Origin of the sequence: Undibacterium sp. MH2W, from assembly GCF_049340215.1 — a bacterium.
Lineage (GTDB): Bacteria > Pseudomonadota > Gammaproteobacteria > Burkholderiales > Burkholderiaceae_D > Undibacterium.
The window spans coordinates 764,025-787,700 of record NZ_JBMPPA010000002.1 but is presented as its reverse complement, the minus strand read 5'-3'; the positions used below and the strand labels follow the sequence as shown (position 1 = coordinate 787,700).

At 48.5% G+C, this 23,676-nt stretch carries 17 protein-coding genes and 1 other RNA gene; 2 read left to right on the top strand and 16 right to left on the bottom strand.

Going from position 1 to position 23,676, the window contains the following annotated elements; translation table 11 throughout:
• Nucleotides 1-4 precede the first annotated feature (4 nt).
• From mraZ to rnpB, 3 genes are all read right to left on the bottom strand, one after another.
• Nucleotides 5-433 (bottom strand): division/cell wall cluster transcriptional repressor MraZ, encoded by a 429-nt coding sequence (gene mraZ, locus ACO0K2_RS07795; protein ID WP_423017407.1) that lies wholly within the window; start codon nt 431-433, stop codon nt 5-7.
• Between the two features lie 460 nt (nt 434-893).
• A complete protein-coding gene (locus ACO0K2_RS07790; RefSeq protein WP_423017405.1) occupies nt 894-4,088 on the bottom strand; it encodes an EAL domain-containing protein in 3,195 nt (1,064 codons plus the stop codon).
• 470 nt (nt 4,089-4,558) lie between these two features.
• An RNA gene (gene rnpB / locus ACO0K2_RS07785) (RNase P RNA component class A) lies at nt 4,559-4,940 on the bottom strand.
• A 168-nt stretch (nt 4,941-5,108) separates the two neighbouring features.
• Between rnpB and ACO0K2_RS07780 the strand changes: the two genes are divergently transcribed.
• The gene (locus ACO0K2_RS07780; RefSeq protein WP_423017403.1) at nt 5,109-6,806 is read left to right on the top strand and encodes a thiamine pyrophosphate-binding protein; all 1,698 of its coding nucleotides are present in this window, start codon (nt 5,109-5,111) and stop codon (nt 6,804-6,806) included.
• 81 nt (nt 6,807-6,887) lie between these two features.
• On the opposite strand, the gene ACO0K2_RS07775 is transcribed toward ACO0K2_RS07780, so the two are convergent.
• The 9 genes from ACO0K2_RS07775 to ACO0K2_RS07735 form a co-directional block, all read right to left on the bottom strand.
• A complete protein-coding gene (locus tag ACO0K2_RS07775; RefSeq protein WP_423017401.1) occupies nt 6,888-7,379 on the bottom strand; it encodes a hypothetical protein in 492 nt (163 codons plus the stop codon).
• A gap of 353 nt (nt 7,380-7,732) precedes the next feature.
• On the bottom strand, nt 7,733-7,927 hold the full coding sequence (locus ACO0K2_RS07770) for a hypothetical protein (RefSeq protein ID WP_423017399.1): 195 nt from the start codon (nt 7,925-7,927) through the stop codon (nt 7,733-7,735).
• Nucleotides 7,928-8,013: 86 nt separating this feature from the next.
• Nucleotides 8,014-10,008, bottom strand: coding sequence for an alpha/beta hydrolase family protein (locus ACO0K2_RS07765; protein ID WP_423017397.1), 1,995 nt, complete (start codon nt 10,006-10,008; stop codon nt 8,014-8,016).
• Nucleotides 10,009-10,301: 293 nt separating this feature from the next.
• Nucleotides 10,302-11,081, bottom strand: coding sequence for an enoyl-CoA hydratase (locus tag ACO0K2_RS07760; protein ID WP_423017395.1), 780 nt, complete (start codon nt 11,079-11,081; stop codon nt 10,302-10,304).
• A gap of 153 nt (nt 11,082-11,234) precedes the next feature.
• The gene (locus tag ACO0K2_RS07755; protein WP_423017393.1) at nt 11,235-12,431 is read right to left on the bottom strand and encodes an acetyl-CoA C-acyltransferase; all 1,197 of its coding nucleotides are present in this window, start codon (nt 12,429-12,431) and stop codon (nt 11,235-11,237) included.
• Between the two features lie 14 nt (nt 12,432-12,445).
• On the bottom strand, nt 12,446-14,860 hold the full coding sequence (locus ACO0K2_RS07750) for a 3-hydroxyacyl-CoA dehydrogenase/enoyl-CoA hydratase family protein (RefSeq protein WP_423017391.1): 2,415 nt from the start codon (nt 14,858-14,860) through the stop codon (nt 12,446-12,448).
• Between the two features lie 99 nt (nt 14,861-14,959).
• Nucleotides 14,960-16,750: an acyl-CoA dehydrogenase C-terminal domain-containing protein gene (locus ACO0K2_RS07745; RefSeq protein WP_423017389.1), complete on the bottom strand. Its 1,791-nt coding sequence runs from the start codon at nt 16,748-16,750 to the stop codon at nt 14,960-14,962.
• A 78-nt stretch (nt 16,751-16,828) separates the two neighbouring features.
• Nucleotides 16,829-17,428, bottom strand: a complete 600-nt coding sequence (locus tag ACO0K2_RS07740) for a TetR/AcrR family transcriptional regulator (RefSeq protein WP_423017490.1) — start codon at nt 17,426-17,428, stop codon at nt 16,829-16,831.
• Nucleotides 17,429-17,795: 367 nt separating this feature from the next.
• A complete protein-coding gene (locus ACO0K2_RS07735; RefSeq protein ID WP_423017488.1) occupies nt 17,796-18,191 on the bottom strand; it encodes an RNA-binding S4 domain-containing protein in 396 nt (131 codons plus the stop codon).
• Between the two features lie 554 nt (nt 18,192-18,745).
• On the opposite strand from ACO0K2_RS07735, the gene ACO0K2_RS07730 reads away from it, so the two are divergent.
• A complete protein-coding gene (locus ACO0K2_RS07730; RefSeq protein ID WP_423017387.1) occupies nt 18,746-20,485 on the top strand; it encodes a PAS domain S-box protein in 1,740 nt (579 codons plus the stop codon).
• A gap of 50 nt (nt 20,486-20,535) precedes the next feature.
• Here the strand turns inward: ACO0K2_RS07730 and ACO0K2_RS07725 are convergent, their stop codons facing one another.
• The 4 genes from ACO0K2_RS07725 to ACO0K2_RS07710 all read right to left on the bottom strand — a co-directional run bounded on the left by ACO0K2_RS07725 (nt 20,536) and on the right by ACO0K2_RS07710 (nt 23,657).
• Nucleotides 20,536-21,699: a phospholipase D-like domain-containing protein gene (locus ACO0K2_RS07725; RefSeq protein ID WP_423017385.1), complete on the bottom strand. Its 1,164-nt coding sequence runs from the start codon at nt 21,697-21,699 to the stop codon at nt 20,536-20,538.
• Between the two features lie 3 nt (nt 21,700-21,702).
• A complete protein-coding gene (locus ACO0K2_RS07720; protein WP_423017383.1) occupies nt 21,703-22,512 on the bottom strand; it encodes an endonuclease/exonuclease/phosphatase family protein in 810 nt (269 codons plus the stop codon).
• A 27-nt stretch (nt 22,513-22,539) separates the two neighbouring features.
• The gene (nudB, locus tag ACO0K2_RS07715; protein WP_423017381.1) at nt 22,540-22,983 is read right to left on the bottom strand and encodes a dihydroneopterin triphosphate diphosphatase; all 444 of its coding nucleotides are present in this window, start codon (nt 22,981-22,983) and stop codon (nt 22,540-22,542) included.
• Nucleotides 22,984-23,174: 191 nt separating this feature from the next.
• Nucleotides 23,175-23,657 (bottom strand): cache domain-containing protein, encoded by a 483-nt coding sequence (locus tag ACO0K2_RS07710; protein ID WP_423017379.1) that lies wholly within the window; start codon nt 23,655-23,657, stop codon nt 23,175-23,177.
• Nucleotides 23,658-23,676: the final 19 nt, after the last annotated feature.

Sequence of the window (23,676 nt, the reverse complement as noted above, 5' to 3'; positions counted from 1 at the left end):
GCGATCAGAAAGAAAAATTGTTTAATACGTCAGGTGCGCCCGCCGCTTTGGCGTTCGCCTCGTTTTCGGCCAAACGTGCGGCATCCCAGATCTCAAAATGACTGCCCATGCCCAGCATCATGATGTCGCGCTCGATACCGACAGCGTTACGCAACTCAGGCGCGATCAAAATACGCCCAGCGCTATCGAGGTCAACATCAAAGGCATTACCGAGAAAGATACGTTTCCAGTCGCGTGCCTGAATAGGCCACGCGGCGATTTGTTCGCGATGCGCTTCCCAAGTGGGTCGTGGAAATAAAAGAAGACATCCGTCTGGATGGCGGGTCAGGGTAACGTGTCCCTGATATTGCTCGCTCAGGGCATCACGATAACGGGCAGGAATAGACATTCTGCCTTTCGCATCGAGATTGAGTGCGGATGGACCCTGAAACACGCTTGTACCTTTGACCTGGACTTTGATTGATATAAGAAGTCTGGTGAAAAAAAACATTTTGCAGGGAATTTATCCCACAAAAATACACTTTTTCACACTGATTCCCACTTTAGAGGATGACTTGAACGTGGTCAAGTAAAATTACAACGCAAATTTTGAATTTCTTTAATGAAGTCAATGACTTAGCGTAATTACCTCGAAAGCACTTTTTTGAAATAGTCCAATAAATTAATAACTTACGAAATATTCTGAAAGTAGCTTGTCACATACAGTGATGTACGTGATCAAAAATAACGGCCAAGAAAAATGAAAAATACTAGAAATTAGACGATCATAGAAACATGATGCCGACACTTACATTCGCCCCATTACCACAGGACAAAATAAGCGTGGATGAAGAATCAATCGCGTAGACCAAGTGAGTACCTACTTAACTTTAATAAGCTTTCAACAACAAAAACTAAGTCACCATGTCAAGTTTTGCCTGTTTTTGCAGCAAATGTTGGAAATCCTTGGCTGAAATCGCCTTGCTGTAATAGAAACCTTGGTATTCATCACATTTAAAATCACGCAAGGTATCGAGTTGCGTCTCGGCATCAACGCCTTCGGCAATCACTTTTAGTCCCAGAGTGTGTGCCATCGCAACGATCGCTAGCACAATGGCGGTGTCGTTCGGGTCTGTTGGAATGTCCTTAATAAAGGAACGGTCAACCTTCACACTATCGACGGGGAATCGCTTGAGATAAGCGAGCGATGAATAACCAGTACCAAAATCGTCAATAGACAAGGTAAAGCCGGCCTCTTTAAACCCATCCATCAAGATAATCGCTTGCTCACGGTTATGCATCACCATACTTTCCGTGATCTCAAACTCAATGGCATTGGCAGGCACCCGCCAGAATTCCACAACACTTTTCACCTCATCGAGCAATTGATGATCATTGAACTGCGATCCAGAGAGGTTAATGGCGATCCGCCCAAAACGATGATCTAGCTGGCGGAACGTGAGGACATCGCGGCAAGCAACGTCCAATACCAGCATACCGAGACGCGGAATCAAGCCCGCCTCCTCTGCTAGCATAATGAAATCATTAGGGTACAAAATACCGCGCTCCGGATGATTCCAACGCACCAACGCTTCTGCACCAACGATCAATCCCGTCGACACGGACACCTTGGGCTGATAATAGACCACGAATTCCCGACGTTCGAGGGCTTTGCGCAAGCGCGCTTCAAACGCCAGACGCTCAACGGTATGCGTATTCATTTCAGACGCATAAAATTGGAAATTATCTTTACCTTTGTTCTTGGCGCGGTACATCGCGATATCTGCGTTTTTCAGCAAGGTTTGCGCATCCCTACCGTCGGTTGGGAATGTCGCGATCCCAATACTTGCGCTGAGTTGGCATTCCTGACCATAAATTTCGAAGGGCTGTGACGCTTCAAACAATAATTTATCGGCGATATCTCCCAGATCACGCGGTTCATTAAACTGGTCAATCAATAAGATAAATTCATCCCCACCAACTCGGGCGACGATATCAGACTCACGCAGTGTATGGCGGAAGCGTTGAGAAACACTCCTTAAGACCTTATCGCCTTCATCATGACCAAAAGTGTCATTGATGTTTTTGAAGCGATCCAGATCAAGGAATAACACCGCCAATCGCGTACGGTTACGTTCCGCGAGAGAGAGGGCTTTGGCAAGATGCTGGTTATACAGGAAGCGATTCGGCAAACCTGTTAGCTCATCGTAATGCGCGAGTTGTAAGATCTTTTTCTCTGAGCGACGGCCCTCGATTGCAATCGTGGCAATTTCAATCATAATGCCGATCAAACCCATGTCTTCTTCCGTCATGGTCGGCACATCAGGGAAAAGCACCGTGAAACTACCAAGCACTTGGCCGTGCTTATCCATCAGAGGCCATGCCATGCTTGATTCAAATTCAGACAGATCTTCCAGTCCATTCACGAACTGCATGCAAGGGGCCTGCTGTAAATTTTCAATTTGTACCGGGCACGCGATCAGTACGGCATCACTCCAGATACCGTTACCGTGCGTTACCGGCATATTCTCCATCTGCGAGACCAAAATCTCCGGAAATTGCTGCCCAATACCTTGCGAGAACGTACGCTGGTCATCCGACAATAGTTGCAAGCCAACGCACCAGCTAGGACGCATTTCATTGACGAAATCACACACGGCATTGAGGATATAAACAGGATCTTCATTGGCGCCAATAAATTGCAAGAGACGATTTTGCCCCTCTAGAAGACGCTCAGTGTATTTGCGAGCGTTAATATCACGCTCCACGCAAAAGAGCAGAATCTCTCCATCAATCTCAACGGGACTGAGAGAAACTTCACTGTAAAACGGTGCGCCATTTTTAATCAACCGCCATTCAAAACACTGCGCTTTACCACTAAAAGCTAAATCAATCAGTGAAGCAATAAGGGTTTCCTTGTCAGTAGACTCAAAACCGTCTACGGATTGCACCGCTGAAGAAAAACTCCCTACCTTCTTTCCAATGACATCGGCTTCCGATTGCACCCCCAGTAATGCCACTGCAGCATGATTACAATCGACGTACTGGTGCGATTTGCTAATAATCATGATGGCATCTTGGGCGCCAGTGAATAGAATCCGATAGCGATCTTCGCTGGCAATAAATTTCGCCCGTGAGACCTGCAAACGCTTCAACTGCCACATGAGAATCAATGCCAGAACCAGAATGAATGCCACCGTTAAAGAGGTGAACATGATCCGCTGGTATAACCGTTTATTCCAATCAAGCAGGATACTGTCCATGTTCCTTTCATAGACAAGCGTCAGTGGTGCGCCGGTTATTTTCCGGTAAGTGTAAAGATATTCTCCACTGCCATTAATCAGTGAACCACCAACGAGTGAACCTTCACTTGACACCTCAGCAAAGGCGGATAGCAGTTCAGACTGCACTAACGGCCGCTCAAGGAAAATCGGATCAAATGGTGCTCTCGCAAGGATATTGCCATGTTGGTCGTGCACCGAGATGCCTGCCGCGCTGCCTCGGGCAACAATTTCATAGAAATCTTGGAAATAGGCAAGCCGGATATCCACTTCAAGAATACCAAGCGCCTTCCCTTGCTGATCATAGACGTGCCGTGCGATGGGCAATATCCATTGATCCGCTTCGGTTAATTTGCGCGATGTACCAATGACTAAATCAGAAAAAGCAGGACGCTTGACCAAGCCCTCAATGTGGCTCAGTGGTTTACCGTTATTGGACAAATCCTGGAAAGGACGATTTGAAAACCGACGCACGCCCAGATTGTCGAAAAAAGACAAAGAATAAATAAATTGCGATTCGTGGTATTGACTGGAGACGATTTTCTGCACTTCAGCGTCATGCGAAGAGGACTCTACCTGAAGTACACGAATTTCGTTCGCAGTGACATCCAATGCCCGGGTCGCCTCGCTAAAAGCACGACTGGCATGCTCTTCCAGAATCCTCACCGTAAAATAGCTGTGCTGCTGTGCATCGGCAAGAGTGAGGGTTTTATCCTCCCGGATAGACCACCAGCTCTGCGTTACGATTGCCGCGACGATCAGGCACACACAGATGACAACGACCGTGAGTGGCACTTCACGCTGTTTTTTTATGCCCTGATTCTCCATGCGCCTGCAATATTTAGATGTGTGGGGTTGTCATGACTCCTGACGTCATCCGGAGAAATCAGGAAACGGATCAAAATCGATTTACACCGATAGTGATACTAGTTTAACACCAGAATTTCAGAAAACTGCATCGCCATCGTTTTTTGAAAACCCCCGAGTCGTTTGTATGGTAAAACGCGGATTTTTCGATGCGTCTACAGTACCATGAAGCCTTCCTACAAGCGACATAGGCTGCATTAAAAATATCTGTTTTACAATCGAAAATTACAACGGCATGCCCAGTGCGGCGAAGAGCAATTCAGAAAACAGACGATATCAATTGGAAAACTATCGACACGAGGCACCGGGCACGGGGGAGAGACTAACTAAGGTTCGCCTGAATAACAGGTTTCCTGATCAACGCATACTGGCACGGCTGACCATGGATGATAACGGCAGCGAGGAAAATCTTGGCTGTCGTCGAAAGAATAAATTGAAGCAGGCCGATAGGCCGGATTTTGTTACGGCATCAGGTATTGCGACCCTTTGCTATGACAATCATTCCTCTAGGCGACGGATTACTCCGCCGCTCAAGCTTTCTACCCGCACGCTCCGCGAGCCGCCTCAACGCGTGCCTATTTGAAATTGCTCCGGGTGGAGGTTACCGCGTTTCACCCTTTGTGGTTTAGCATGAGCTTGCGCCCTACTACGTCCCCAAAGACTCGTCTCTGTGGCCCTATTCCTCGCCTTATACCTCAGCTCGCGCCTTGGCTTTCAACGTACGGCCGTTAGCCGTCACCCTGCTCTATGGAGTCCGGACCTTCCTCCCGTCACCATGTTGCCATGGCAACCAGCGATTGTCTGGCCTGCTTCACCCTCTATTCTACCTCAGAATGCGTAAGTCCAGTGACAGTCAGTACCCACTTACCCTGTATCAAAGCGCACTCAGAACGACAGATTTCCGCGTTTTCCGTCAGAACCACTGCAAATTTTGTAAGGTTTCTGGTAGCTTACTGCTTTTCCTTGCTCCTCATTTCTATCATGTCGAATTCTCGTTCAGGCGGTCAGCTCATCGTCGATGCATTGCAAGTCCATGGTGTAGATACTATTTTTGGTGTGCCAGGGGAAAGCTACCTCCCTGTGTTGGATGCGCTGCACGATAGCCCTATTCGCTTCATCATCAACCGCCAAGAAGGTGGCGCCGCATTCATGGCAGATGCTTACGGGAAAATGACCGGCAAGCCAGGGATTTGTTTCGTGACACGCGGACCGGGCGCAACGAATGCCTCAATCGGTGTGCATACGGCCTACCAAGATTCCACGCCAATGATTCTCTTTATCGGACAAGTCGGCAATGATTTTGTTGAACGTGAAGCGTTTCAGGAAATCGATTATCGACGTATGTTTGGACAAATGGCGAAGTGGGTGGCTCAAATTGATCGCGCAGATCGTGTTCCAGAGTACATTGCACGTGCCTTTCAAATTGCAACCAGCGGTCGCCCCGGCCCCGTTGTACTGGCGTTACCAGAAGATATGTTGGCACAAGTCGCTGATGTACCCGATACGCGCTGCTATACCCCCGTGCAAGCATCAGCATCGCCGCAGCAATTAGCGCGGTTTCGCCAAATGCTGGGTGAAGCAAAACGACCTATCTTGTTGATTGGTGGCAGTGGATGGGATAAAGCTGCATCAGATAACATCCGTGACTTTGCCAGTAGTAACCAGTTGCCATTGGCGTGCGCATTCCGGTTCCAAGATTTGATCGATAACCAACATCCCAACTATATTGGTGATGTGGGTATCGGTATCAACCCAAAACTCGCACAACGGATCAAAGACGCTGACTTGGTGATTGCTATCGGACCACGTTTAGGTGAGATGACAACGGGCGGATATACCGTGCTTCATGCACCTATTCCACAACAGAAGCTGATTCACATCCATAGCGACGCACTAGAACTGGGACGCGTCTACCAAGCCGATCTCATGATCAACAGTGGCATGAAGGAAATTGCTGAAGCACTTGCTGACATGGAGGCACTCGATGCCTCTGCACAATGGGCACACACAGTCCAAGAAGCAAAAGCAGAGCTGTTAGCGTGGCAAACCGAGCCTGCTATTTTCGCGCAGGAGAACGCCCCCCTCAATTTATGGCAGGTCGTGCAAGACCTCATGCTCCAGACCCCACCGGACACGATTATTACGAATGGTGCTGGCAATTATGCGACTTGGGCACATCGTTATTTCCGTTACGGTGGATTCCGTACCCAACTCGCCCCTACTTCCGGCGCGATGGGATACAGCGTACCTTCAGGTATCGCTGCAAAAATCATCGATCCACAACGCACCGTCATTACCTTCGCGGGGGATGGCGAATACCTCATGAATGGTCAAGAGTTAGCGACTGCAGTGCAATATCAAGCGGGTGTCGTGATACTGGTTTTCAATAATGGGATGTATGGCACCATTCGTATGCATCAAGAACGCGAATTTCCTGCACGTGTTTCTGGTACTGAATTACATAATCCAGACTTCGCCGCCTTAGCGCGGGCGTATGGCGGCAGTGGTGAAATTGTTCTCACAACAGCCGAATTTGCGCCAGCACTTGCGCGCGCGCTCACCTTCAGCCGTGAGAAGCAACTTCCTGCGTTAATTGAATTGCGCTACGACGGCAATCTCATCACACCTGGCGCTAGTCTCGCCACGATCCGAGATCAAGCAAAAGCAGCGGGAAAATAAACCTCTGCTGTTGGTGGTCAACTCCCCAAAAAAAAGCACCTCACGAGGTGCTTTTTTTCGATAATTGGTGCACACGAAACACTAGATGATCGCCGGTCCAGACACGAGAGGGACCGATGGAGATGACACGACCAACTGCGGCTTTTTCGTTTCTGAAAACGCGACAAGCCAATGCCCCAAGAGAAATGGCGCGATGAACTCGCCGGAAATCTCCCCATCACCGTACTCTGGCGTCACGTCACTATTCAGGTCTGGCTGCATCACCACTTGATCGATTCCTGTGACAGAAAATTCACCCTCCATCAATAAGCACTCTGGATGTTGCGGGTCTTTACGAATCGCATAGCGAATCGCTGCACGCTCATTGGCGGGACCAATGAATAGTCGCTGATGTTGTTCTGTGATGTCACTGCCACGAGAAAACCAGCTCGATGAAAAACGAAAAAAATGTATGGCGATTGCCTCACCATGTCGCCCGAGATTTTGTCCATTAATCACAAAACCATGTTCAAAATCGTTCCAGCGAATTTTGATCTGACGAGGATGTGAAGCATCAAACGTGACGGAAGCCATAATGACCTGCCTTTGGAAATGAAGCGTATCTGACGAGAAGACCATACTCCTCGCCACACCATCATGAGCACACGCTAATGTGATGCAGACACACCAGATTCAGTCTCTGTTGCATCAGGCGTGAACCCATTTGGCTTTTATTGATTTACCTAACTTTGACATTCAGTGCGAAAGCACATCAACGCTGATGAATTCGATGACTTTCTTCGCCATCGTTGAAACCGCCACTCACAGCAAAGGCACTACTGTCACTCAGCACTAAACGCATCTCCTGAGACTTAGTATTATTCAAAAAGCTAGAAAATTCAACATCTATTTAAAAAAATGTTCACAAACTTTCATTCCAGAAATCTTTAATCACTGCTCGTCGAGTCGTCCTCTTCTCGATCACGCAATCCCTGCAATCGTAAGCTCTGACGGGCCTTTCTGCGTGCAGTGCGCTGCGGATGCGGTGCCTCATGCGCCCCCGCGTTGCGCATTCGTGCCGCTAAGGCCAGCGGATTACGTGGCTTGGATAGAGGTACCTGTATTTTTATTTTTGTTTTCATCGGAAAACGAGTCGCTTATTAGTCCAGCAGAGTCAGTCACCAGATTCAACCCGCCAGTTCTTGTTTTGCCATATAACAATGGCAGATCAATGTTGGCCAATGTTTCTATCTAGGAATTTTTCAACACGCGTCCAGAAGTCGACTTTATTTTTTAAAAGTCGCCATCCATGTCCCTCGTCAGAGTACGACACCCATTCAACGTCTGGATTACCTACTTTGACTGCTTTATATAATTTTTCACCGTGTATTTCGGGAACGCGTTCATCAACACCGCCATACGCCAGCAAGAGCGGCTGCTTAATGCGAGCAGCCTGCACCAAGGGGGACACCGCCTTGAGCTGCTCTGCTTCTTTCACTGGGTCACCAATCATGACTGGCATTCCATATTTTTTCTGAACGTCATTGGTGTCGCTCCATTTGACGGAGTATAACAAGTCGATATCAGTCACGCCGACCCAGTCAATGCCACAGCGAAAAATATCGGGGTTATTAACCAATCCCATCAACGTCGCATATCCGCCATAACTTGCACCAGCGATGCAGATACGTTGAGGATCTGCAATACCCGACGCTATCGCCCATTTTGCCGCATCTGCAACGTCATCTTGCATTGCCCGTCCCCATTGCTTCCATCCCGCATGAAAGTGCTGATATCCATAACCGACACTTCCACGGAATTCGGGCTGTAGCACCACGTAGCCACGCGATGCCAAAAACTGAACCTCGGGCTCCCACTGCCAAAAACCACCGCGCACCCATGGACCGCCATGCACTAAGACCACCATGGGCAAATTTTTTCCGCTAGAGCCATTGGGGATGGTGACGTAAGTGGGAATATCCATGCCATCCCGCGCTGTCACGTGCACTAAATCCATTTTCGACATTTTTTTCGACTCGATATCAGGATGAGAAGCGCCCAGTCGCGAAATTTTTTTCGTCTCTTTATTGAAGAGAAGGAAGGTGTGTGGCAACACATCCGAAAATGCATCAATCACGACGTAAGGTGTTTCAGCGCGAATGCCAAAGTCAATTCGGTTGGTCGTCGACGGTAACAAGCGATCAATTGTTTTTTGCAGTGCCGCCATCTCCGGATCAAACCATTGTGTTACTTCGCCATCGACCTCGTACCGCACACCAACTAATCGATCCTGATTGAACAGAAGTCCTCCATCAATATCATACTTAGCAGAGGAAACGACCGCATCTGGAAGTAGACGATTGTGTTCGAGATCAAAGCGATAGATCGCCGTCTTGTCTTTCCCATTATTCGAGGCAACATACAAGACATTATCCGGTCCCAAGGTGATCGGTTCAAACGCATCCTTGCTCAGAAAATCAAATTCAGCAAGTTTGCGCCACTGTCCCGTCGATGGATCGCTATATTGCACAGTACGCATCCGTCCTTGACGAATCACCACAACGCGAAGCGTCCCCTCTTTATCAAAAAACCACTCATTGGCATATGCAGGCGCATCCAGTGTCACCGTGCGTCCATTACGTGTATTGAGTGTTTTTACTTGCCAAAACTGATCAACATTTTTCCCGTATCCTTCAATTTGTCCGATAAAGACGTCATTGCCGGTTTGGTTCTGTTTTGCCGCAATAAAAAAATTGTTCCATGGCAGAATATTGGCTTCTAAGCCCGATTTTAAATATTCGACATTTCTTTCCACCAATTGTCTGAATTCGGTGCCATCGCGATTGACAGCATAGAGTCCGGGTGCGTCATTGATATCGGCTTGTGCAGCCTGTAGATCCCCCGCATTGAGGATCAAACGTTCATCGTTAATCCACTGAAACATCACGACATCCGCCACTTCAAACGAGGCGACGGTTTGTGGTGTCATGGTCGCTAGATCGAGAACAACCAACGATGCACGATGCTCTTTATTAGGAATTCGGATGGCGACAAATTTGGCATTGGGCGATAGTTTCGCACCACTAAAATTCGCATTTTTGAAAAACAATTCGGCGTCGGGCAGCGTGCCGGACCAAGCAGACATTGTCAGAAATAACGTGGCTGCCAATAGCAGCCTGATCAGGCGCTGCAGCGTCACACAACGTGGTGAGTAAAGGATCATAGTGAATGTCAAAGCAACTGTTTTTGGGGCACTTACATGCGGCAGGAAAGCAAGTAAGTTTACATTTCAACGATAACGCTATTTGATATATAAAAATTTTAATGAAATAGCTATTTTTATAACATCATAAAAAAAGGCCGACAGCTTGTCGACCTTTATCTCGTTTCATGTGTTGTTTCGCGTACCGATGCGATTGCTGTCTTGCTTACAGCCTTGCTTCGGTCCCCATTGCTATTTCACGTTGGAGCAACACAATGACTCGGCATCGCTACAAGGTGATCGCAAACGCCACCTCAATTAAATTGACTGAAGTCCGGCTTCCGCTTCTGGAAGAAGGCCATAAAGGCTTCTCTCGCTTCAGGAGCATTGAGCATGGCGGCAAAGTGTTGATTTTCCTCGGCCATTTTTGCAACGATCGCCTGAGGTTGCGCCCCTTTCATCAGGCGTTTTGTCGTGCGGATCGAAGCAGCAGGCAATGCCACCAATTTTGCGGCCACTTGCTGCGCGTACGGCAACAAATCAGCCAGCGGTAACACTTTATTGACGAAGCCCATCTCAAACGCTTCTTGCGCGCTGAATGCCTCACCAAGCATCAGTTTTTCGGCAGCGCGTTGGTAACCAACGATTTGCTGGAACACGAGGCTCGACGCAAACTCTGGGCACAAACCTAATTGCGTGAATGGCATCGACAATTTTGCATTGTCTGCCAGATAAATCAGATCACAATGCATCAGCAAGGTCGTACCAATGCCAACAGCAGCGCCTGACACAGCGGCGATAACCGGTTTGCCTGCATCATTCAGCGCCTGCATAAACTGATACACGGGTGGAACGCTATCCGATTTTGCGAGGCTACCTGCGTTTTTCATGAAATCTTCAAGATCATTGCCCGCAGTAAAAATTTCAGGCTTGCCAGTGATCAGAATTGCTCGCACCGCCGTATCCGTTTCGGCATCACGCAAGGCATCAGCCATAGTCTGGTACATGGCTGCGGTAATCGCATTCTTTTTTTCAGGACGATTAAAGCTGATCGTCAGAACACCGTTTTCTTTGTGGGTCAGGATATCTGTCATGGTTGTCTCTTTTCTTATGGTTGAGGCTGATTCTGAAAACAGCCCCAATTGTAGCCTCGCTCGGCGACCTGTGTTGGGGCTGATTTGTAAAAAAAACCGCACAAAGAGCTTGTGCGGTTTTTAGTGGATAGAACGGTTTAATCCCTAAACGAATTACATGCGCTCGAAAATACCTGCAGCGCCCATACCGGTACCAACACACATGGTGACCATACCGTATTTCAGGTTATTGCGATGTAAAGCATGGATCGTTGTTGCAGAACGGATCGCGCCAGTAGCACCCAGTGGATGACCCAAAGCGATCGCGCCGCCCATTGGATTGACTTTTGCTGGGTCGAGACCCAAGTCCTGCACCACTGCCAACGACTGCGCTGCAAACGCTTCGTTCAGTTCGAACCAGTCGATCTGATCTTGCGTGATGCCTGCTGCACGGCATGCCGCTGGAATCGCTTCTTTCGGGCCGATACCCATGATTTCTGGTGGAACGCCACGCACTGCAAAGGATGCAAAACGTGCTAATGGTGTCAGGTTGAATTGCTTCAGGATTTTTTCGCTGACCAGAATCAAAGCACCGGCGCCATCGGAGGTTTGCGAGCTGTTACCAGCAGTGACACTACCCTTCGCAGCAAAAACAGCTTTCAGTTTTGCCAAACCTTCTAAGGAAGTATCTGGACGTGCACCTTCGTCACGTGTCACTGTGCGTGTTTTCAGTTCGATTTCGCCGGTCAATAAATTAGGTACGCGATCGATGATATCCACCGATGTTGTCTCTGCATCGAAATAACCTGCATTTTGTGCAGCGATAGCGCGTTGGTGTGATTGCAGAGCAAAGGCATCCTGCGCTTCACGGGAAACTTTCCATTGTTGCGCTACTTTTTCAGCGGTTAAGCCCATGCCATACGCCATACCAACGTTTTCGTCTTTGAGGATGGCCATGTTCATGGATGGGTTGTTACCCATCATTGGTACCATCGACATCGATTCCACGCCACCAGCGATCATCACGTCAGCCTGACCAACGCGGATACGGTCAGCAGCCATCGCCACGGCAGTGATACCAGAAGCGCAGTAACGGTTAATCGTTACGCCACCGATTGTGTTTGGCAAACCTGCCAGCAACACACCCATCCGTGCCAGGTTCAGACCTTGTGCGCCTTCAGGGAAGGAGCAACCGATAATCGCGTCTTCCACCAACTTAGGATCGAGGTTTGGTACCTGAGCCATGGCGGATTGAATGACACGCACCAGCAAATCATCTGGGCGTGTATTACGGAACATACCGCGACCAGACTTACCGATCGGTGTACGGGTAGCAGAGACGATATACGCGTCTTGAAGTTGTTTAGTCATGTTATGTACTCCGATTAGTTACGTACTGGCTTGCCAGTTTGCATCATGCCCATAATGCGCTCTTGTGTTTTTGGATGGTTCAGCAATTCCATAAACGCCTTACGCTCCATGTCGAGCAACCATTGTTCGCTGACCAGGCTACCGTTGTCGATATCGCCACCGCAAACAACTTCTGCAATCATTTTGCCGAGTTTGTAGTCATGTGCAGAGATGAAACCACCGTCACGCATGTTGATCAATTGTGCAGCGATTGTTGCAATACCATGACGACCGGTCACAGGAACCAGTTTCTTCATTGGTGCACGATAGCCAGCATCAAACATCGCGCGCGCTTCTACTTTAGCAACATGCAACAATTCGTAAGGGTTGAACACAATCACATCGCTCTCAGACAGGTAACCCATCTTCTTCGCTTCAAGTGCAGACTTAGAAACAGCTGCTGTCGCGGCGTTCATGAAGTAGTTTTTCAGGAACTGCAACAAATCAGTACCCTTAGCATCGGCTGCAGCGCGGACTGCCGCTTCTTTCAAGCCACCGCCGCCAGGAACCAGACCGACACCCACTTCCACCAGACCAATGTAAGATTCGATCGATGCGACGCGTTTTGCTGCGTGCATCAACAATTCGCAACCACCGCCCAACGCCAAGCCGGAAACCGCCGCGACGACTGGGATGTTCGCGTATTTCAATGCTTGGTGTGCATTCTGCAAACGTGAAATTGCAGGTTCGATTGCTTTAACGCCACCAGACATGAACAATGGCAACATTGCTTGCAAGTCAGCACCTGCAGAGAAAGCACCGCCATCAGCTGCATCTGCACTCCAGATGACCAGACCTTTGTAGTTTTTCTCAGCTTCAGCAATCGCTTTTTCCATGCCTTCGATGACGCCAGGGCCAATCACGTGCATCTTCGTTTTCAGTGACAAGATCAACACGTCATCACGTTGTGCTTCAGTGCCTTGATGCCAAATACGAACAGACTCATCTTCGAAGAAGGTTGTGCCAGCGTTTGCACCTGTTGCTGCACCTGTACCTAGTACTGGCGCACGGAACGCTTGACGGTCGTAGACAGCCAGGGTCGAACGTGGAACGAATGTCGATTGGCTTGCAGACCAAGAACCTGCGGATGTATGAACGCCGCCGTGTTCAGCAACAGGGCCTTCAAATACCCAGCTTGGCAACGGTGCATTGCACAGTGCTTTACCAGCATCGATATCTTCTTTTACCCACTTAGCAACTTCTGCCCAACCAGACGCTTGCCATGTTTCGAATGGACCGACGTTCCAGCCGAAGCCCCAGCGCATCGCAAAATCGATGTCACGTGCGTTATCAGCAATCGTTGCGCCGTGCACAGCGATGTAATGGAACGCATCACGGAAGATCGCCCATAAGAATTGCGCTTGAACGTGCGTCGATTCACGCAAGGTTTTCATTTTCTTGACTGGATCTTTTTCTTTCAGCATACGCGCAACCACGTCGTCGGCTTTTGCGCCGCCATTGACGTATTGTGCTGTTGCGAAGTCCAGACGTTGAATGTCTTTACCTACTTTTTTGTAGAAACCAGCACCAGTTTTAGAACCCAATGCGCCTGCTGCCACCAGCTTTGCTAAAACTTCAGGTGTTTTGTAGACAGCGAAGAACGGATCATCTGCCAGATTATCTTGCATCGTTTTGATCACGTGACCCATTGTGTCGAGACCAACGACGTCTGCTGTACGGAAAGTACCAGAAGAAGCACGACCCAGTTTTTTACCAGTCAGATCATCCACGACATCCACGGTCAAACCGAATTTCTCGGCTTCATGGATTGTTGCCAGCATGCCGAAAATACCAACGCGGTTAGCGATGAAGTTTGGTGTATCTTTCGCACGCACCACACCTTTACCGAGGGAGGTCGTCAGGAAGCCTTCGAGCTGGTCGATGATTTCTGGACGTGTTGCTACTGTCGGGATCAACTCAACCAGATGCATGTAGCGTGGTGGGTTGAAGAAGTGAACGCCACAGAAACGTGCCTTCAATTCTGCATCAAAACCTTCAGACAAGGCAGTGATGGACAAACCAGATGTGTTCGATGCAAAAATCGCGTTTGGCGCAATGTGCGGGGCGACTTTTTTGTACAGATCATGTTTCCAGTCCATGCGCTCTGCAATGGCTTCAATGATCAGATCGCAACCAGCGAGCACGTCGAGGTTGTCTTCGTAGTTCGCAACTTCAATCAGCGCTGCGTCGTCTTTGTTACCCAGCGGTGCTGGATTGAGTTTTTTCAGGTTTTCAATCGCGCGCAGAACGATGCCGTTTTTTGGGCCTTCTTTTGCTGGCAGATCAAATAAAACAACAGGTACTTTTGCGTTGATGCAGTGCGCTGCAATTTGCGCACCCATCACACCCGCGCCGAGAACGGCAACTTTTTTTACGATGAAATTGGTCATGGCTTTTCCTTGTATTAGCCTCTGACCACCGCGTAACACGATCTGTCACACGGTGGTCAGAGAGTGAAGATGCGCTAAGGCATCCTACGTTGACTTACATCAGAACAAATCAGCTTCGAGTGAAAGCACGTTTGCTGCACCAGAGCGTGCCTGACGGATCAGCATCGCTGTTTCTGGGTATAAACGGCCAAAGTAGAAACGTATTGTGGCTAATTTAGCCTTGTAGAACGTATCGCCAGATGCTTCTTTTTCAAGAGCAATCTTCGCCATTTGTGCGAAGAAGTAGCTATAAACCAAATGACCAACGACGCGCAGGTAAGGTACCGCTGCTGCACCAACTTCATCTGGATTCTGGAATGCTTTCATACCAATTTCCATCGTCAGCTTGGTTACTTTGTCGCCCAATTCAGCCAATGGTGTGACGAATTCAGACATCGCTTCGTTCGTGCCATTTGCTTCAACAAACGCTTGTACTTTCGCGCCGAATTTACGCAGTTTTGCACCGTTGTCCATCAAAATCTTACGACCCAACAAATCCAGAGATTGGATTGTGTTTGTACCTTCGTAGATCATGTTGATACGTGCATCGCGAACATACTGTTCCATGCCCCATTCAGCGATAAAGCCGTGGCCACCGTAGACTTGCAAGCACTCTGAAGTAGCAACCCATGCGTTATCAGTGATAAAGGCTTTGATGATTGGTGTGAGCAAAGCAACTTCATCAGCACAGTCTTTACGCACTTCTTCGTCTGGGTGGTTCAGCTCTTTATCCAGTTGCAAAGCAACGTAGGAGCAGAATGCACGTGCGCCCTCAGCGTATGCTTTTGCCGTCAACAACATACGACGTACGTCAGCGTGAACAATGATCGGATCCGCTGCTTTTTCTGGTGCTTTAGGACCAGACAGGCTACGCATCTGGATACGGTCTTTTGCGTAGACTAACGCGTTTTGGTAAGCAACTTCGGTCAAACCAAGACTTTGCATACCGACACCAAGGCGGGCAGCATTCATCATCACGAACATGGCTTGCAAGCCTTTGTTCGGGCTGCCGATCAACCAGCCAGTTGCGCCATCGAGGTTCATTTGGCAAGTGGAGTTGCCATGGATACCCATTTTTTCTTCAATCGCGCCGCAGAAAATCGGGTTACGTACACCTGGATTGCCGTCGGCGTCAGGCAAGAATTTTGGTACGATAAACAGTGAAATACCTTTTGAACCTTCTGGCGCACCTGGCAAACGTGCCAGCACCAGATGGACAATATTGTCGACCATATCGTGCTCACCAGCGGAAATGAAAATCTTCGCGCCAGTGATTTTGTAGGAACCGTCAGCTTGCGGCTCTGCTTTAGAACGCAACAGACCCAGATCGGTACCACAGTGTGGCTCGGTCAGGCACATCGTTCCTGTCCATTCGCCAGTGATCAGTTTTGGCAGGTACAGTGCTTTTTGCTCTGGTGTGCCGTGTTCGTGGATACATTCGTACGCACCATGGGACAAGCCGGGATACATGGTCCAAGCTTGGTTCGCCGAGTTCATCATTTCATAGAATGAGTTATTGACGACCAATGGCAAGCCCTGACCACCGAAATCAGGATCGCATGACAATGCAGGCCAGCCTGCTTCGACGAACTGTTTGTAGGCTTCTTTGAAGCCTTTTGGTGTTGTGACAGAGAAATTTGCCTTGTCATGGTGGCAGCCTTCGCGGTCACCAGAGTGATTTAACGGGAACAAGACTTCGGAAGTAAATTTGCCGCCTTCTTCCAGAATCTGGTTGATGATGTCAGCATCGGTATCAGCATGCTTTGGCAATTGCTTGAGTTCCGATTCAACATTCAATAATTCATGCAACACGAACTGCATATCACGCAATGGAGCGATATATTGACCCATGATTTTCTCCTGACGGCAAAGTTAAACTTAATGTGGAAACAGGTGTTTCAAAAATTCCTAATTGACGTCGGTGTCACCCTATCTGGCGACGACCGGCGCATAACATTCGATCATGCGTTCAAAACCGACCTGTGCGCGGTCTACGCTACCTGGTTTGCGCAGAAAACGTGCATCGTGATGCAGAGCCAGAATTAAACCGTACATTTCATAGACAATCTGGTCTGGATCGACATCTTGGCGCAAATGCCCGAGCTGTATCGCCTGACTTGCTGCGCGCTGCAATGCTCCCTGCCATGCTTTCACCATACCGACAAGTTCATCGCGAATAGGTCCTGGTCTGTCGTCATATTCGGCAGCGCCACTGATATAGATACAACCAGAAGCGATTTCGACTGTGACGCGCTTGATCCAGAGCGCAAACATCGACTGCAGACGTGGTAAGCCACGTTCTTCTTTCATGCTCGGATAAAACACCTCTTGCTCAAAGTGATGGTGATACAACTTCAGCACTTCGATCTGCAAATCTTCACGCGACCCAAAATGGGCAAACACGCCGGACTTGCTCATGTTCATTTTGTCCGCCAACAAGCCTATTGTGAGACCTTCAATACCGTCGCGACTCGCGGCGTCAAGTGCTACATCCAGGATTGCTGCACGGGTTAATTCCCCTTTGCGCATGAATTTCGATGTCATATTCATATTACAGTGTCTATATTGAAATGCTTCACGTTCACATTAACATCATGTAAATCAGTGAATTAATCGAACGCTCGTACTATTATCTACGGCGCATTAAAAGTCAAACCAGATTCGCCCATTAGAGGAGAGTATCTATTTGTTTTGAAATGTCGAAGATCAAAAACCCATCTAATACTTTCTCATTGGAAATATTATCAACGACGTTGCTGCGATTGTTTCCTTGTCTGATGTCAAACGCCTCCTTGTCATTAACGAATTCATCTTCCCCAGCCTAGCGACGTGATTTCGCATGCCAAAGCGGTACCTCGGATCCGTCCAATTCGTTCCATTCGCCCGAAAACGTGCCTCAATCACGCGTGGCATCAAGTTGACGCCGATCACGTTTTGTCGGTCTTCCTTGTATGTGGGCTGTAGGTTCACGGAAATACTTCCTGTCGTCAGCGGCTTTCTGCCGTTTCTCAAGGCTGGCGGGCGTTTCTTCATACATGGTCTGCGCAACCGCAGCAGGGCCGCGCACTTCAAGAATACGCAATACCCGTACTTCCCATCGTTGTTCACCATGTTGAATATCGAGAAGATCGCCAGGTTTCACATCATGCGCTGGCTTAACACGCTGTTCATTTTGTAATACGCGCCCCAGATCAACAGCATGGGTCGCCAAGCTTCTTGTTTTAAAAAACCGCGCAGCCCACAACCATTTATCAATGCGGGTAGATGTCGCGCCGTTACCCTGATTCACCATCTTACTCACTGTTATTACATCCTGTATGCATGATTCTTTGAAAGAGCCGGATGACTTGCCCTCACACAAAAGGGGAGCTGCATCGTTTCCGTACGTTCATTCTATTTTGAAGCAATGTATTGCAGTCAAGAGCCAAATACAAGGCAAATATGCCTTTGATGCGCATTCGTGGCGGATTATTCGTTTTGCAATGCAACATCGTCTTCTCGACGAGAAATCACGAGACAGGTACGGTGCCCAAGCCTTTGACAACAATAACGGTCGGGCATCGCATTCTTCTGTCAATATGTAACGGTGTGTAAGAAGAACAACAATAGATTTCTCAGTCCAAATAAGGTCGATGAAGCACACGAGATATCGATTGCTTCCGTCGATGTTGATTTAAAATTATCTTAAAGATAATTAAAATTGCTTTATTAATAAATCATTCTTGGCGTAAAATTCCTGCGCTGTTACAAATTCATTGCTATATTAATTAGCAGTGGGGAATGAATATCATTCTCTTCGCTAGCGCAAGACCCCAATTAGCTCCGCCTTCCATGTCAGGAGTCAACATGCAACATAACGCAGTTCGGGATCGCTCACTCACCACCTCTCTCATGTCATTTGACGAGGTCATGCAGTGCTCCCCGCTCGGGATGGCGGTGATTAATTATGATGGCACCTATGAGGCTGTCAACGACGTGTATTGCAATGTCTACGGCTACACCCAAGAACAAATGCAAGGCAAGCCTTTTACCATGGTATTTAAACCTGAGGTACAAGCGGGTATCTTGGAATTACATCAACGCTTTCTCCGATCAGAAACCGCGTTGGGAGGTGAATGGGAGGTTGTCAGACACGACGGATCAGTCGTGCATGTCATCAGTGAATCCGCGATGATTACCGGTAGCGATCATCAGCAGCGCAGGCTGGTCTACGTCACAGATATCACCGTTCGGAAAAACATGGAACGAGAGCTCGAAAGCTCCCACCTGTTTGTTCACGCGATTCTCAACGATCTCACTGCGCAGGTCTGCGTTCTGGACGAAAATGGCATTGTCGTCCTCGCCAACAACGCTTGGTTCAATTTCCTCATCGCCAATGGCGGCGATCCAGAGCACATTATCAAACAAACGAGTTATCTTGATCTGTGCCGCCCAAATACACAGGAACCCCTCGCCAAAAATCCAGAAGCGAGTCTTTTTTACGTCAAACTCGTCGAGGTCTTATCAGGCACCCGCGACTACTTTGAAATTGAGTTCCCATACCATTCAAAAGATGAGCACCGCTGGTTTATTGCACGCGTTGCCCGAATGAAAGGGATGCATCCGACCCGCATCATCGTCTCGCATGACAACGTGACGGCCTTGAAGGTGATGCAAGAAGAATTACATGATGCGCTCACCTTCACTCGCAAGCTCATTAACTCAATGCAGGATGGATTTACCGTACTTGATCCCACAGGCAGAGTGCTTGAGGTCAATCCAGCTCTTTGCCGGATGACCGGTTTTAGCAGCGCTGAATTATTAGCGCGAGGGGCAGGACTCCCCTACTGGCCCGCAGACAAAAACGAACATATCGCAAGTCTCCTTGAGCAATTGAAAAAAGGCACCGAAGGAGAGATTGAAGTCACATTACGTCGCAAAAATGGCCATCTCTTTCCTGCTAACGTGACGTTATCACTCGTCAACGATGAAAAGGGCAATCAGAATTATTATCTTGCCACGATCAAAGACATCACAGAACGCAAACGCATGGAAAGCGATGTCTACCGACTTGCCTTTTATGATCCACTGACAAATCTACCCAACCGACGTCTCTTGCATGATCGTATTGAGCAAAGTATTGCCGCCGGTAAGCGGAGCGGTAACTATGCGGCACTGCTCATGATTGATTTAGACAACTTCAAACCACTCAACGATAATTTTGGTCACGATGTTGGCGATTTACTGTTGATCGAGGTAGCTAACCGGCTAAAATCCTGCGTCAGAGAAATTGATACCGTGGCACGTTTTGGCGGCGATGAATTTGTGATTATTATCAGTGAGCTCCATCCTGAAGAAACCATTTCGAAAGGTCTTGCACTAACGATCGCAGAAAAAATTCGCAATGCGGTCGGTACGCCTTACTTTTTACCTGTGCAATACGATGGAAACCCCGAGTATATCGAACATCACTGTTCGGCAAGTATCGGTGCCGTTCTGTTTCACGCTCTGTATAGCAGCGAGTCGCAAATCATGAAATGGGCCGATCAAGCGATGTATCAAGCAAAAGACGATGGACGCAACGTTATCCGATTCTTTAACGAATAAGGCAACAACGTAGACAATGAGGGAGGAATCGGTAACCGAGCTTATCTGCTTTAACCATAACTTCCAAAGGTCACCAAACGCATGAGCGCACGATAGACCAAATAGGCGAAACCATACCATGCTCTTTTATACCACGGCTTATTCACGTAATCCTCTAGCCGCACTTCAACGCCATCTGTGATACCTCGTTGTAGTTCTGAGGTTAATTTCAAACTAAAGGCTTCATCCTCAATCACGACGTTCGCTTCATGGTTAACGAATAAACTTAATCCATCCACATTACTCGATCCTACCGTTGCCCAATCCTGATCGATCACTGCCACCTTAGCGTGCAACTGTGTTTTCCGGTACTCGACCAAACGAACGCCCCGACGCAGCAGTTTAGGATAATACGAATGTGCAACGGCGTCCTGCAAAACAAATTGCCCCACACCGATCAACAAAATGACCTCGACACCGCGTGATGCCGCTACAATTAATGCACGTCTGAATTTTCTGCCCGGCGCAAAATAGGGTGTCACTAAAATTGCGCGATGACGGGCATTACCAAGGGCATATAAATACGCTTTTTGAATACTAGCGCGATGACGTAAGTTATCACGAACGATCAGCGCGGCGCGGCTCAGTGGGACATCTCCAGTAGGACTTGCCGTGTATAAGTCACGTAATAAAGCGAGACGAGACAACAAGCCAAGGCGGCCTGTTTTACGCCACTGCGCTTCTACCTCAAGGTGTACGTGCCCAACGAGTGGCCCTTGGATTTGCACTGCAAAATCCCAGCGCGGGAAAGGCAATACATGATCCCACCCGTCGTCAGAAATAAAGTCATCGATGATATTCACGCCACCGACAAAAGCGACACGCTGATCAATCACCACAATTTTTCGATGTGTCCGCGCCAGCCCTCGGGTGAACCAAGGGTTAAAACAACGACACTGTACGCCGCCCGCCTGTAAATACTGCGTGAGCGCTTGTGCTTGGTGTCGACCGCTCCCCAGCCAGTCAATGACGACGCGAACAGACACCTGGCGGGCAGCGGCTGCGATCAGCGCATCACGTACGGCATTCGCTGTTTGGTCGTGTGAAAACAAGTACGTCTCGAGATAAATCTCCTGACGAGCGCTCTCGATTTCAGCGACGAGCGCCGAAAAAAATTCCCCACCGCAATGCAGTAGTTGCACATCATTACCGTCAAAATAGGGAAGTTTTTTCATAGATTACGTCGCATCGAGCGGCATCTCTAGGTTCACTAAGATAGGAACATGATCCGACAACGCACGCCACGGCGCATGCTGAAGCACCGTGGCTTGTTCCACCTGAAAGCCGCGTAGATAAACGCGATCAAGGCACAGACACGGGAACTGCGCTGGGAATGTCCGTGCGTGGGAGCGCCGCCATGGTGCGAAGAATGTCTTGAGTGAACCGGAAGCAGGAGAAGTACTGCCGAGGCGACCCGCCATATCAAACGCCTCGTCAACACCAAGATGTTCATACAGCGTAGAACTCAAGCGTTGATTCCAATCATTAAAATCACCCGCAATAATCAGCGGTGCCCCTGGGGGGGTGTCTCTGACAATTGTCTGGATTAAAGCGTGAATCTGACGGCGTCGGCTGGCGGCAAATAAACCCAGATGAATCACAAAACAGTGAACGGCCACTGTATCGATCTGCACCACCGCATGCAATATGCCTCGCTGCTCATAAGCGTGATCGGAGACATCATGGTTGACGAGCGAAATGATCGGATAGCGGCTCAGCAAAGCGTTACCGTGATGACCATGTTCATAGACAGCATTCATCCCGTAGGCAACGTGATGCGAGTCATCCGCGAGAAACTCATGATGTCCTGCTTGGGGCCAAGCGCTGTGCCTTTTGGCATGGTTGTCATGGCGGCCTTGTACTTCTTGCAGAAAAATCAGATCCGCATTGAGCCCTGCAATCGCTTCTTTCATGTCGTGAATACGCGCCTCGCGACCAAAGGCGCTCACGCCTTTATGCATGTTATAGGTGGCGATCCTGAGTTTCACACGCGACCTCCGTGGGGTGAATTGGACTCAAATTCTATTCGGTAATTGCAATATCGCTTCGGCATTCGAAGCAGAAAAACATTTATCCGCAGCCGCAGTCCATGGCATCCACTGATACTGTAGATGTTCTCGTGGCGCTAACGTAACGTCAACGGTTGAGCTGACGCATAAACCAAAGACATGTTCCGTATTATGCGTCACACCCGGCGCATAACGATGCCGCCATACGGGATAAATTTCGTAGATATTTGATGTGTGCCAATCATGTAATGAAAACGCACGTGCATCGATACCTGTTTCTTCTTGGACTTCGCGAATTGCTGTTTCGCGCAAATCTTCATCAGGGGTATCTTTCGAGCCCGTCACCGATTGCCAGAAGCCCGGTTTATCCGCTCGCTCTAACAATAAGACCTCGAGTTGAGGGGTGTAAATGACAACGAGAACAGATTCAGGAATTTTATGAGCAGGCATGGTGATGAAACAGAACAGTTCAAATGAGTTGCTATTTTAGCGCCTTTATCTGTTTCACTTTTTTTCGTCGTCATTATTGCATCTTGATGCATCCCGCTCCACCATCAGTCGAGAGCATATCGACGCCCCAATAAAAAAACTGCTGAGCATATGCATCAGCAGTTTTCGGGATCAGACGGTAACGTCAGGTATTATTTCTCGAAATAAGTACCAACACAGACCATCGTGTCGCCAGCACCACGTTCGCAGTAGGATTTTTTCAGCTCATAAGACTGATTAGCTGGATTATTGAACTTGTAAGGACCGTACCATCCTTTTGATGATGCCTTCACCATATCGATCATCCCTTTAATGAAAGCGTTACCATCCACGTCTTTCATCGCGATCAGGTTTTTACCGATCATCTTTGCATTCGCGCCCTGGGCCACGCAGGTACCGTCGAATTGATAAACAAAGACGTAGAGATCTTTTTCTTTAAACGCGCCGTCGGGATGTTCTGTGAATACTTTGTAGGCCTTTTCAGGTCCCGCCGATTTCACCAGCGCGACGGCCTTTTTAACCATTTCTTGGGCTTCTGCTTCTGTACCGTGCTCGGATGCAAAAGCCGTTGAAGCGCTCAATGCCAATAAGCCTATAGCAACAGCTATACGGCGCATCATTTTCAGTTGTTTCATTGTGTCTCCTCAGTATCGT

Excerpts from the sequence above, each read along its gene's own strand:
- ACO0K2_RS07790 (WP_423017405.1), bottom strand. The coding sequence starts at position 4,088 with ATGGAGAATCAGGGCATAAAAAAACAGCGTGAAGTGCCACTCACGGTC.
- ACO0K2_RS07780 (WP_423017403.1), top strand. The coding sequence starts at position 5,109 with ATGTCGAATTCTCGTTCAGGCGGTCAGCTCATCGTCGATGCATTGCAA.
- ACO0K2_RS07775 (WP_423017401.1), bottom strand. The coding sequence starts at position 7,379 with ATGGCTTCCGTCACGTTTGATGCTTCACATCCTCGTCAGATCAAAATT.
- ACO0K2_RS07770 (WP_423017399.1), bottom strand. The coding sequence starts at position 7,927 with ATGAAAACAAAAATAAAAATACAGGTACCTCTATCCAAGCCACGTAAT.
- ACO0K2_RS07765 (WP_423017397.1), bottom strand. The coding sequence starts at position 10,008 with ATGATCCTTTACTCACCACGTTGTGTGACGCTGCAGCGCCTGATCAGG.
- ACO0K2_RS07760 (WP_423017395.1), bottom strand. The coding sequence starts at position 11,081 with ATGACAGATATCCTGACCCACAAAGAAAACGGTGTTCTGACGATCAGC.
- ACO0K2_RS07755 (WP_423017393.1), bottom strand. The coding sequence starts at position 12,431 with ATGACTAAACAACTTCAAGACGCGTATATCGTCTCTGCTACCCGTACA.
- ACO0K2_RS07750 (WP_423017391.1), bottom strand. The coding sequence starts at position 14,860 with ATGACCAATTTCATCGTAAAAAAAGTTGCCGTTCTCGGCGCGGGTGTG.
- ACO0K2_RS07745 (WP_423017389.1), bottom strand. The coding sequence starts at position 16,750 with ATGGGTCAATATATCGCTCCATTGCGTGATATGCAGTTCGTGTTGCAT.
- ACO0K2_RS07740 (WP_423017490.1), bottom strand. The coding sequence starts at position 17,428 with ATGCGCAAAGGGGAATTAACCCGTGCAGCAATCCTGGATGTAGCACTT.
- ACO0K2_RS07735 (WP_423017488.1), bottom strand. The coding sequence starts at position 18,191 with ATGGTGAATCAGGGTAACGGCGCGACATCTACCCGCATTGATAAATGG.
- ACO0K2_RS07730 (WP_423017387.1), top strand. The coding sequence starts at position 18,746 with ATGCAACATAACGCAGTTCGGGATCGCTCACTCACCACCTCTCTCATG.
- ACO0K2_RS07725 (WP_423017385.1), bottom strand. The coding sequence starts at position 21,699 with ATGAAAAAACTTCCCTATTTTGACGGTAATGATGTGCAACTACTGCAT.
- nudB (WP_423017381.1), bottom strand. The coding sequence starts at position 22,983 with ATGCCTGCTCATAAAATTCCTGAATCTGTTCTCGTTGTCATTTACACC.
- ACO0K2_RS07710 (WP_423017379.1), bottom strand. The coding sequence starts at position 23,657 with ATGAAACAACTGAAAATGATGCGCCGTATAGCTGTTGCTATAGGCTTA.